At 69.4% G+C, this 10,520-nt stretch carries 11 protein-coding genes; 6 read left to right on the top strand and 5 right to left on the bottom strand.

Annotation, left to right across the window (positions count from 1 at the left end; translation table 11 throughout):
- Both ACFU7D_RS15435 and ACFU7D_RS15430 read right to left on the bottom strand, forming a co-directional pair.
- Nucleotides 1-2,620: Ig-like domain-containing protein (locus ACFU7D_RS15435; RefSeq protein ID WP_378868430.1), on the bottom strand; the 2,620-nt coding region annotated here is incomplete at its 3' end.
- A gap of 362 nt (nucleotides 2,621-2,982) precedes the next feature.
- Nucleotides 2,983-3,807, bottom strand: coding sequence for a class II glutamine amidotransferase (locus tag ACFU7D_RS15430; RefSeq protein ID WP_378868428.1), 825 nt, complete (start codon nucleotides 3,805-3,807; stop codon nucleotides 2,983-2,985).
- 35 nt (nucleotides 3,808-3,842) lie between these two features.
- Between ACFU7D_RS15430 and ACFU7D_RS15425 the strand changes: the two genes are divergently transcribed.
- Genes ACFU7D_RS15425 through ACFU7D_RS15405 form a run of 5 tightly spaced genes read left to right on the top strand, consistent with a single transcriptional unit; the run spans nucleotide 3,843 to nucleotide 7,875 of the window.
- Entirely contained in the window at nucleotides 3,843-4,982 is a 1,140-nt protein-coding gene (locus ACFU7D_RS15425) for a glutamate--cysteine ligase (protein WP_378868425.1), read from the top strand.
- 33 nt (nucleotides 4,983-5,015) lie between these two features.
- Nucleotides 5,016-5,672 (top strand): methyltransferase, encoded by a 657-nt coding sequence (locus tag ACFU7D_RS15420; RefSeq protein ID WP_378868422.1) that lies wholly within the window; start codon nucleotides 5,016-5,018, stop codon nucleotides 5,670-5,672.
- 17 nt (nucleotides 5,673-5,689) lie between these two features.
- A complete protein-coding gene (locus ACFU7D_RS15415; RefSeq protein WP_378868420.1) occupies nucleotides 5,690-6,625 on the top strand; it encodes an iron-containing redox enzyme family protein in 936 nt (311 codons plus the stop codon).
- A complete protein-coding gene (locus tag ACFU7D_RS15410; protein ID WP_378730169.1) occupies nucleotides 6,622-6,843 on the top strand; it encodes a CDGSH iron-sulfur domain-containing protein in 222 nt (73 codons plus the stop codon). Before ACFU7D_RS15415 ends, ACFU7D_RS15410 begins: the two co-directional genes overlap by 4 nt.
- A gap of 12 nt (nucleotides 6,844-6,855) precedes the next feature.
- On the top strand, nucleotides 6,856-7,875 hold the full coding sequence (locus ACFU7D_RS15405) for a DNA topoisomerase IB (protein ID WP_378868418.1): 1,020 nt from the start codon (nucleotides 6,856-6,858) through the stop codon (nucleotides 7,873-7,875).
- Nucleotides 7,876-7,882: 7 nt separating this feature from the next.
- Here ACFU7D_RS15405 and ACFU7D_RS15400 read toward each other — a convergent pair whose 3' ends face one another.
- The 3 genes from ACFU7D_RS15400 to ACFU7D_RS15390 form a co-directional block, all read right to left on the bottom strand.
- A complete protein-coding gene (locus ACFU7D_RS15400; protein ID WP_378868415.1) occupies nucleotides 7,883-8,557 on the bottom strand; it encodes a DUF6766 family protein in 675 nt (224 codons plus the stop codon).
- 94 nt (nucleotides 8,558-8,651) lie between these two features.
- On the bottom strand, nucleotides 8,652-9,047 hold the full coding sequence (locus tag ACFU7D_RS15395) for a hypothetical protein (RefSeq protein WP_378868413.1): 396 nt from the start codon (nucleotides 9,045-9,047) through the stop codon (nucleotides 8,652-8,654).
- Between the two features lie 9 nt (nucleotides 9,048-9,056).
- The gene (locus ACFU7D_RS15390; protein ID WP_378868411.1) at nucleotides 9,057-9,611 is read right to left on the bottom strand and encodes a Dps family protein; all 555 of its coding nucleotides are present in this window, start codon (nucleotides 9,609-9,611) and stop codon (nucleotides 9,057-9,059) included.
- A gap of 396 nt (nucleotides 9,612-10,007) precedes the next feature.
- Here ACFU7D_RS15390 and ACFU7D_RS15385 point away from each other — a divergent pair, with 396 nt between their 5' ends.
- Nucleotides 10,008-10,469: a DUF3817 domain-containing protein gene (locus tag ACFU7D_RS15385; protein WP_378868409.1), complete on the top strand. Its 462-nt coding sequence runs from the start codon at nucleotides 10,008-10,010 to the stop codon at nucleotides 10,467-10,469.
- The last annotated feature ends 51 nt before the right edge of the window (nucleotides 10,470-10,520 follow it).

Below are 10,520 nucleotides of genomic sequence, written 5' to 3'. Positions count from 1 at the left end.
CCTCGACCGTCGCGCCCGGCTCACCGGTGCCAGTGATCGTCGGGGTGCTGTCGTCGGTGACGTCACCGTCGGCGGGCGAGGTGATCACGGGTGCGGCCGGGGCCTGGGTGTCGACCGTGAACGGGACCGGGTCGGAGGTCGGCGAGACGTTGCCCGCCTCGTCGGTCTGGGTCGCGGTGGCCGTGTGGCCGCCGTCCGCGAGTGGCGTGGTCAGCTCCAGCGACCAGTTGCCGGTCGGGTCGACGGTGGTCGTGCCGACCGGGACGCCGTCGATGAAGACCTCGACCTCGGCGCCGGGCTCGCCGGTGCCGGTGACCGTCGGCGTGTTGTCGGCGGTGACCGAGTCCGCCTCCGGCGCCGTGATCACAGGCGCCTGGGGCGCCGCCGTGTCGATCGTCAGGATCACCGAGTTGCTCTCGGGCGAGACGTTGCCGAGATCGTCGGTCTGGGTGGCGACGAAGGTGTACGTCCCGTCCGCGAGCTCCGGGGCGTCGAGCGTCCAGGTGCCGTCGGGCGCGACGGTGGTCGTGCCGATCTCGTTGTCGTCCTGGTCGTACACCGTGATCGTGGTGCCGGGGGTGCCGGTGCCCTCGATGGTCGGAGTGTTGTCGTCGGTGGTGGTGCCGCTCTCCGGGCTGGTGATGACGGGCGCCTCCTCGGAGGCATCCACCGTGAAGGTGCTGGTCGCGGCCGGGGAAGTGTTGCCGGCGGCGTCGGTCTGAGTGGCCGTCGCGGTGTGCTCGCCCTCGGCGAACGGCGTACCGACGTCGATGCTCCAGGCGCCCTCGGCGTTGGCCGTGGTCTCGTGGTCGACCCCGTCGACGGTCACGTTGACCGTCGCGTTCGGCTCGGCCGTACCGGTCACGGTCTGTACGTCCGGGCCGATCGTCGAGCCGTCGGCCGGGCCGGTGATGACCGGCGCCTCGGGACCGGCGGTGTCGATGGTGAAGGTGTTGGAGTCAGCCGGGGACACGTTGCCGGCCTCGTCGGTCTGGATCGCCGAGACCGTGTGCTCCCCTTCGGCCAGGGCGTCGGTGGTCGGCAACGTCCAGCCGCCGTCGGCATCCACGGTGGCCGTGCCGATCACGGTCCCGTCCATGCTCACCTCGACCGTCGCGCCCGGCTCGCCCGTGCCCGTGATCGTCGGGGTGCTGTCGCTGATCGAGGACCCGTCCGCGGGCGACTCGATCACCGGCGCCTCCGGCGCGGTGCCGTCCTGGTCGACGTTGGGGCCGACCGTGGACGTGGCCAGGTTGAGCTGGGCACCGGCATCATCGAGGAGAGTGACTTGCACGGCCGTCACGCTGTACGGCCCAGGGCCCGTTCCGCCGACGTCGTTCTGCACGTTGACGTTGACCGCGACGACGTCGGTGAGTCCCTCCAGCACGGGCGCAAGCGTGTTCGTCGCCTGGGTCACCACCTCATCGATCGCCTGGCCCGCCGTCGCCAGCGCGGTGTTGAGCGCGGTGTCGACCGCGCCACCGATCGCGGGCACCAGGATGTTCGTGATCGGCCCGAGCAGTGCGTCGAGCGGCGCGAGGACGCCGCTGCCGTCGGCGGTGATCGGGGTCGTGCCGTCGAGAAGGTCACCGACCGTCCCGGTGTAGCCGATGTTCAGCCCGCCGAGGGTGGTGCCGAAGACCGGGTCCCGCAACGTGGTGTTCGACGTGATCGTGATGTCGATGTAGTCGTAGGCGTTGGTGATGACATCGTTCAGGTTGCTCTGCAGCTGACCCAGGAGCGTGGCCACATCGGCGGAGACCTGCTGCATCACCTCGGGGCTGAGCAGCGTCGAGTTGGGCGGAAGATTGTTGAGGTCGATGCCACCGGCGAGGTTCACGGTGACCTGGCCCGTCAGCGGGTCGATCGTGACCAGGTCGGTCGACAGCGGTGAGCTGAGGATCTGGTTGATCTGCTCGTCGATCCGGGAGTTGACGGTGACGGTCGTGTTCGTGCTCGCGGTGCCGGTGACTCCACCGACCAGGTTGATGATCTGGTTGATGCTGCCGTTGACGGCGGTCTCGATGACGTCGCTGAGACCGTTGACCTGCGTGTTGAGGTCGGCGATCGCCTGGTTGGTCGTGGTGCCGATGTCACCGACGACCGGCGAGCGCAGGTCGAGCGTCGCCTGCGCGATGCTGTAGTCGCGGGTGACGATCCACTGACCCGGGTTGTCGGGGTCGGGCTCGAGCCGCGCCGAGGAGTCCACCGCGCCCAGGTCGAGAGCAGCGGCGTCGAGAGCCTGGGTCTGGCCGAGCAGCGCAATCAGATCGAGGCTCATACTCGCCGTGCCCGTGTCGGCGCTGGAGATCGCGTCGTCCTCGGCGGTGGCCTGCTGGGTGACGGCCTCGAGCTGAAGCAGATCGCCCAGGCTGAGGTCGATGCCTGGAAGGCCGAGCCCGATCGTGCTCAGCGCGGTCACGTCGAGACCGGCGTCGTCCACGGTCGGCGCGCTCGGGTCCGCACCATCGGTGTGCTGCGCCTCGGCGCCGTCGATGCCGGCGACCGTGCTCAGGTCGAGCCCGTCGAGCAGCGACCCACTGAGGAACTGCGCCGAGGACTGCGAGGAGTCCCCTTCGTCCGCGTACGCGGCCGGGCTGGCCCCGACCGTCAACGCCACTACGACGAGAGTCGCGAGCGTCGCTCCCCACGCGCGCGACACTCGCGACCTCGGCACCGACGAATCCATCGACATGTGCGACGGCATAGTTCCCCCAGGTAAATCACTACTAACAGTCGCATCTCGACTGTTACGCCGTCTCCCGAACTTCGGCTCTAGTACTTTTCATCAAAACGGTGATTCTTGTCACCAAAATCGGGGATAAAACTAGTCATCTGTCAAAGAAATGGTCTTTCGGCCCTAGTGATGACACGTGGGCCAAGGCGCACGGCCCCGCGCACGGTCGGAATGAAAGGGCGCCGAATGGGGTACCTCTCGGCATGGCCGAACCCACCCCACAGCAGGCCGGCGCTGCCCCGTCGTCAGTCGCGGGCCTGCGCCGCGTCGGCGCCGAGCCGAGCGATCGGATCGAGCCTGGTGACCTCGCGGGTGGCCAGGTCGACCATCACCGCGGTGTCGGCGGGCACCGGGGTCCAGCCAGGCTGCCCCAGACCGCTGGAGACGATCTCGAGGCCGTGGTCGGTCCGGCGGTAGTCCATCGCGAAGTACTCGGTGGTGTGTCGCGGAGGGATGTCGCCCTCGTCGTCGAAGAGCTCGCGCAGGGCGCGCAGGGGCGAGTCGGCACGCGAGTTGATGTGGATCGCGAACATGTGCGTCCGGGTGAGCATCAGCGCGTTCAGGCTGCATCGCGGGAACTTCCGGACCAGCGTGGCGAGTGCTCGGGTGACACCCTCCGCCTCGTCCCCGTACTTCTCGACGTTCTGGTGCACGAAGTGGAAGTAGCGCTCGCTGTCGGTGTCACCGCGCAGCCGCGTACGCGACTCCGGGGTCAGCAGCGCCTCGAGATCGGCGATCGGCGAGATGTGGCCGTTGTGCGCGAACGCGGCGCCGTCGGTCAGGAACGGATGGGTGTTCTCCGGACGTACGTCGAGGCCACCCGTCGCCCAGCGAAGATGCACGAAGCCGGCGTGGGAGAGCGGGGTCTCGACGAGCCGACGATAGGTCTCGTCGGTGTCGGCGGAACGCGGCGAGCTCGTCGTGCAGGTGCCTTCGGGCGTGTGCCAGGACATCCCCCAGCCATCGGAGTGCACGGACGTGAGCGAGGTGAACGCAGCCAGCCCCTCCTCCCCGAGAAGGTCGACTACGGCACACGGGGACTCGGTCACATATCCGAACAGGCGACACATCGTCGAGCTGCTCCTTTCAGAGGCAGGTGTGAGCAGTGAAGAGCCACTATTCGAGCAGTACCCATCACCAGCTCAGGACAGTCGGCGTCGAGGAGGAGCTTCTCCTCGTCGACGCCGAGACCGGCGCACCGCGATCGGTGGCCAGCGAGGTGCTGCGGGTGGCCCGTCGGCGCGGCGACACCGAGGTCGAACCCGGCGAGGCCGGTGGCTCGGTGGGACCGGAGATGCAGGAGCAGCAGGTCGAGACCGACACTCCGGCCGAGGAGTACCTCGGGCTCCTCGAGCAGGACCTGAGGCAGTGGCGCGACAAGGCGCGCGCCGCCGCGACCGAGGCCGGGGCGCTGATCCTGGCCAGCGGCACGACGCCGTTGCCGGTGCGGCCCCAGACCTTCGACGACGAGCGCTATGCGGCGATGAGCGAGCAGTTCGGGCTGACCGCCAGCGAGCAGCTCACCTGCGGCTGTCATGTGCACGTCTCGGTCGAGTCCGACGACGAGGCCGTCGGGGCGCTCGACCGGATCCGCTGCTGGCTGCCGGTGCTGCTCGCGGTGAGCGCCAACTCGCCCTTCTGGCAGGGCGCCGACTCGGGCTACGCGAGCTACCGGTCCCAAGCGATGGCCAGGTGGCCGACGAACGGCCCGACCGAGATCTTCGGCAGCGCCCAAGCGTACGCCGACCACCTGCGCCTGCTCATCGACACCCGGGTGCCGATCGACGAGGGCATGGCGTACTTCGACGCCCGTCCGTCCCGCAAGTACCCGACGCTCGAGATCCGGGTCGCCGACGTCTGCCTCGACCCCCGCGACGCCGTCCTCGTCGCCGCGCTGACGCGGGCGCTGGTCTCGACCGGGGCCCGGGAGTGGGCCGAGGGCCTGCCGCCCGACCCCGTGTCGGTGGCAGTGCTCCGGCTCGCCAACTGGCAGGCGGGGCGGCACGGGATCACCGGCGACCTGCTCGACCCGCGGACCCACTGCCCGAGGCCGGCCCGCGAGGTGGTGGAGCACCTGCTCGAACACATCGGCCCGGCGTTGCGTGACACCGGAGACCTGGTGCGCGCCGAGAAGGGCGTCGGCCGGATCTTCACCGGCGGCACCGGCTCCTCGACCCAGCGCAGGATCCTCGACGAGGAGGGTCGTCTCGACCGGACCGTGGTCCGGCTGGCCGAGCTCACCTGAGTTTTCCCACCCTGAGCAGGAGGTATCTGCGTCATGATCCGATTCGGTCATCTCGACATCGACTTCGACGATCGCGTGCTCACGCCGCGTACCTGGACCGTCCGTCAGTCCACGTGGGCGGTCAAGCTGTCGGCGGAACTGCCGGACGGGCCGATCCTGGAGCTGTGCTCCGGCGCCGGTCAGATCGGTCTGCTCGCCGCCGCGCTGACCGGCCGCTCCTTGGTGTGCGTCGACGCCGATCCGGTCGCCTGCGCGTTCACCCGGGCCAACGCCGAGCGCGCCGGGCTGGCGCACCTGGTCGAGGTGCGCCAGGGCAGCATGGAGGAGGCACTGGACCCGGACGAGAACTTCTGGCTCGTGATCGCGGACCCGCCATGGGTGCCCACGGCCCAGGTCGAGCGGTATCCCGAGGACCCCCGGACGGCCATCGACGGCGGCGCAGACGGGATGCTGGTCGCCGCGAGGTGCCTGGCGACGACCGACCTGCACCTCTCCCCCGGCGGCGCGGCCATCCTCCAGCTGGGCACGTCAGGGCAGGCCGATCGCCTGCCGAAGCTGGTCGAGGGCAGCGACCTGACGATCGAGGAGGTGCGGGACTCGCCGGGCGAAGGAGTGCTCGTGCACCTCGCCCTGGCACCGGGGCCGGAACCAGGCATGTCTGCCGCGACTGAGGGGTACTGGACGATCTGAGGGGAAGGTGGGCCGAGATGCTGCCGAAGTCGCGTGGCACCCTGAGTGCTGCTGTGTTCACCGCGTTGCAGAGTGGCGCCACCGCCGATCTGGAGCCGGCTCCGGAGTCGACCGAGGACGCCCAGATCGCTCTGTGGGCGCTCTACGAGCTCAGCTATCGGGGCTTCGACGAGGTCGATCCCGACCTCGAGTGGGACGCGGACCTGCTGCGTCTGCGCCGTGGTCTGGAGAGGTCGTTCGAGGCTGAGCTGCGGCGGCGCTGGGAGCACAGCGACTTCCAGGAGGATCGCGAGCTGGATCTGCCCGGTCTGGTCGCGCGCCACGACGGCCCGTCGCTGGCACGGTTCGTCCAGCGCCGGGCGGACCGGGAGCAGGTGCTCGAGATCCTCAAGCATCGCTCGCTCTACCACCTCAAGGAGGCCGACCCGACCAGCTGGGTCCTCCCCCGGCTCGACACTCGGCCCAAGGCGGCGCTGATGGAGATCCTCTTCGACGAGTACGGCGACGGCGACCCGAACCGGCTGCATCACCATCTCTTCCGCCGGGGTCTGGAAGCGGCCGGCCTGCGCACCGACCATGCCTGCTACGTCGATGAGGCGCCGCTCGAGATCCTGGAGTCGAACAACGCACTGTCGCTGTTCGGACTCCACCGTCGGCTCCGCGGAGCGGCGCTCGGCCACTTCGCCGCGTTCGAGTCGACCAGCTCGGTGCCATCGAGGCAGCTCGCCCAAGGCCTGCGTCGACTGGACTTCCCCGAGGAGATCGCGAGCTACTATGACGAGCACGTCGAGGCCGACTCCGCCCACGAGCAGGTGGCAGTGCGCGACGTCTGCGGCGCGTTCGTGGAGGAGAACCAGAACGAGCGCGACCAGGTGTTCCTCGGCGCATTCACCTGCCTCGACCTGGAGGCTCGCTACGCCCGCACGATGCTCACCCAATGGGAGGCCTCATGACGGACTTCGAGCACGCCACGGTCGTGCTGTGCCCGGCCGGGCCGATGCTGCTGCGCGGGAAGCACGAGATCCTGGACCCCGACGGGAAGATCCACCACACGGTTCGCCCGGTCAGCGCGGTGTGCATGTGCGGCGGCTCCGCGATCAAGCCCTGGTGCGACGGTACGCATCGGCTGCTCGCCGCGCGAGCGCGCGAGAGCGACGAGACCGGCGGGTGAGAGGAGACCCTGGTGGTCCGACTTCGCCGGGTCTCGACGGAGGAGCCGGGATGGACCCGCCGCCGCGCGGGTCGCGGCTTCGTCTACCTCAACGACTCCGGTGACCGGCTGCCGGACGACGCCACCGAGCGGATCCGCGCCCTGGCCATCCCTCCCGCATGGGAGGACGTGTGGATCTGCCCTCGTGAGAACGGGCACCTTCAGGCCGTGGGGACCGACGCGGCCGGCCGCCGCCAGTACCTCTACCACCCCGACTGGCGGGCGAAGCGCGACCAGCAGAAGTTCGAGCGGGTGCTGGAGCTCGGGGCGGTCCTGCCCGGCGTACGTGAGCGGACGGAGCGCGATCTCACCACGACCGGGATGAGCGACGCGCGGGCGTCAGCGCTCGCGGTGCGCCTGCTGGACCTGGGGTGCTTCCGGATCGGCAGCGACGCCTATGCCGACGACGACGGTGGCTTCGGTCTGACGACGCTGGAGCGTCGCCACGTACGCAAGCGGGGCAACGCCTACGTCTTCGCGTTCACCGGGAAGTCCGGCGTCGACCACACGATCCGCATCGACGACCCGCTCTCGGTGGAGGCGATCGCGCGGCTGCGGCGCCGGCGCGCCGGTTTCGAGGAGTTCCTCGCCTACCGGCAGAGGCGGCGGTGGCAACGGCTGACGCCGGCCATGGTCAACGACTACATGCGCGAGGTGAGCGGCCTGGAGGTCTCGGCGAAGGACTTCCGGACCTGGCACGCCACCGTGCTCGCGGCGCTCGCGCTGGCCGAGGACCCGCATGCCGCGGGGCGTACGACCCCGACCGCCCGGTCCCGCCACAAGCAGCAGGTCGCCGCGATCAAGGAGGTCGCGGAGTACCTCGGGAACACTCCGGCGATCGCCCGGAGCTCCTACGTCGACCCGCGGGTGCTCGAGCTGCACGAGCAGGGACGCACGATCCGCGTACGTGGGGATGTGGGCACGGACGCGCAGGCGCGCCAGGCCGCGGCCGAGCGCGCGGTCCTGCGCCTGCTGAGTCAGGACGATGCCTGAGCGTCCCTCAGCCCTCGATGCCGGTGGACTCGTGCGAGGACCCGACCGGCTTGCTCTCGGGTGACCCGCGTTGCCTGAGGTAGATCGCGAGGACGGCCATGGAGCCGACCGCCAGGAACTCCGACTGCCAGTTCTGCAGGGTGCGGGCCCAGAAGTCCGAGTTCGTCAGATAGGAGGGCCACGGGATCGGGTCGCGCAGCTGCCGCAGCCGGGACTCGTTGTACGTCGCCCACCCGGCCACCGACTGGACCAGCCAGGACATCAGGAAGATGGAGCCCATGACGATCCCGAGGGACCGGGAGTAGAGCGCGGTCCGGAGGCCACCGACCCGGGCCAGCTTGGGTGAGTCGGGCCGGGCGTACGCGCCAATCTTCTGCTTCTCGTCGGACTCCTGCCCGGCGTCCTTGAGCGGCTTGGACTCCGGGGAGCCTCGTTGCACCAACCAGACGGTCAGGACGACGTAGAGCAGGAACTGGAGGTACTCGCTCTGCCAGTTCTCCGTCACGTCCACGGCGAAGCTCGCCGAGGTGAGGTAGGCGCCCAGCGAGAGCTGGTGCAGACCGTCGGCGAACAGCTCGTCGTTGAGCTGGTGCCAGCCGGCGAACGCCTGGCCGACCAGGCTGCCCAGGAAGAGCGCCCCGAAGACGAGGCTGAGCGAGTTCTCCTTGAGGAACCGGCGCATCGGGGGTCCTCACCCGTGCCTCAGCGCGAGGACGAACGTGTAGAGCAGCCCGATGCCGATGACCGCCAGATAGGTGACGTACATGACTCGCATCTCAGCCTCCGTGCAGCGCGCAGTCGTAGGGTTTGGGCCGCTGCGGCGTGCAGCCGGCTGCGTGCAACCGCCAGCCGTCGGGGAACCGGGTCAGGAACAGGGTCTCGCCCTGATAGCGCACCTCCGCCATGGTCCCGAAGACGTCGACGTCGTCGAGGGCGCCCGGAACGGGCAGGTCCTCCTCGGCCAGCGCGCCGTCGCAGGGCAGCTCGGCGGCGGACTCCAGCTCGGATCGCGTCTCCGGAGCCAGCAGCGCGCACGCCCGAGCCCAGTCCTGGGCGGCGATCGCGTCCTGGAAGGCGGCAGCGCTGTCGCGCACAGCCTCGTCCTGCCCCGAGCCGCATCCGGTGAGGACCAGCGGGAGGAGCAGCGCCGACGCCGTGCACCACCACCGCATGCGAACCCCTCAGCCGTGGGCTGCCCGCGCCGCACCCGCCTCCGTGTCCTCGCCGCTGGTCTGCAGCTGACCGCCCTGATCCTCCAAGTGGGCGCGGACGAACCAGTGGAAGAGCTCGAGCTGCTCGGTCTGTCCGATCAGGATGTCCTGGGTCACCAGATCGAGGTCGTCGAGGGTCTTGATCGCCTCTCGGTAGGAGCCGATCACGCCCTGATAGGTGACGTCGAGCGCGGCGAGATGCTCCTGGGTGGTGGCCCGGCCGATGCTGTAGTCGTTCCACTCCCGCTCCTCGACCAGGGCGCCCGGGGTGCCTCGCGGGGCACCGCCCAGGGTCGCGATGCGCTCGGCGAGGGCATCCGCCATGGCGCGTACGGCGTCGACCTGGGGGTCGATCATCTGGTGGACCGCGATGAAGTGGGGTCCCACCACGTTCCAGTGCACATGCTTGAGGGTGAGCTGGAGGTCGTTCGTGGCATGCAGGCGAGACTGCAGCAGATCGATGGTCGTACGCGCAGCGCTCTCATCGAGCCCGGGAATCGTGTAGTGCAGCGTGTCTGTCGTCATGTCCGGCCGGTACCCCGCCGCGGCCCGATTCATGCCGTGACCTCGACGGGACCGCGATCCCCGTGGCAAACGAGAATCGCGAGTGCCGCCCCCCACGCACGCGGCACTCGCGATCTCGAGACCGACGAACCCATCCGTGCGCGCGACGGCGTATCCCCCATGCGCATTGATGTAAGTGGCCGGAAACCGGCCACTACGCCGTCTACCGAACGTCGGTACCTTTACCTTTCATCAAATCCGCGATTCTGGTAACCCAAACCGGCAATTAATCTGGCCATCTGTCAAGATTCTGGACTTTCGACCCTACTCACACAGGGCCGACACACCCGGGATACCCGCCCAGGTAGGCGGTCTTGTCGATTCATGCCATGACCCGGACGCACATAAACTCTCCCCGTGTCCGCTCTTCTTCGCTCGCCGTCTCGTCTCTTCCGGATCGTCGCCACCGCCGAGGCGGTGACCTGGACCGGACTGCTCGCCGGCATGTTCCTGAAGTACGTCACCGAGACGACCGAGCTCGGGGTCAGCATCTTCGGGATGCTGCACGGGATCGTCTTCATCAGCTACTGCGTGACCACCGTCGCGATCGCGGTCGACCAGCGCTGGTCCTTCGGCCGTCTCCTCGCCGGCCTCGCCTCCTCGATCCCGCCGCTCCTCACCCTGTGGTTCGAGCGGTACGCCGAGCGCCACGGCCTCCTCGCCCCGGCGTGGCGCCTCATCGAGGAGTCCCCGGCCCGCCCGCTCGAGCGCCCGCTCGCCTGGCTCCTCCGCAACCCGGTCCGCGGCCTGGCCACCGGCCTCGCGAGCATCGCCGCCCTGACCGTCGTCGCCCTCATCGCCGGGCCGCCGGTCGGCTGACCGAGGGCGTCACACCGCTTGAGCCCAAGGTGGGTCCGGCCTGGTGAATCG

The organism is Nocardioides sp. NPDC057577 (genome assembly GCF_042801335.1).
GTDB lineage: Bacteria > Actinomycetota > Actinomycetes > Propionibacteriales > Nocardioidaceae > Nocardioides.
This window is presented reverse-complemented; position numbering and strand designations above follow the sequence as displayed.

Coding starts and splice junctions, on each gene's coding strand:
- ACFU7D_RS15420 (WP_378868422.1), top strand. CDS start 5,016: ATGATCCGATTCGGTCATCTCGACATCGACTTCGACGATCGCGTGCTC.
- ACFU7D_RS15400 (WP_378868415.1), bottom strand. CDS start 8,557: ATGCGCCGGTTCCTCAAGGAGAACTCGCTCAGCCTCGTCTTCGGGGCG.
- ACFU7D_RS15395 (WP_378868413.1), bottom strand. CDS start 9,047: ATGCGGTGGTGGTGCACGGCGTCGGCGCTGCTCCTCCCGCTGGTCCTC.
- ACFU7D_RS15430 (WP_378868428.1), bottom strand. CDS start 3,807: ATGTGTCGCCTGTTCGGATATGTGACCGAGTCCCCGTGTGCCGTAGTC.
- ACFU7D_RS15410 (WP_378730169.1), top strand. CDS start 6,622: ATGACGGACTTCGAGCACGCCACGGTCGTGCTGTGCCCGGCCGGGCCG.
- ACFU7D_RS15390 (WP_378868411.1), bottom strand. CDS start 9,611: ATGACGACAGACACGCTGCACTACACGATTCCCGGGCTCGATGAGAGC.
- ACFU7D_RS15415 (WP_378868420.1), top strand. CDS start 5,690: ATGCTGCCGAAGTCGCGTGGCACCCTGAGTGCTGCTGTGTTCACCGCG.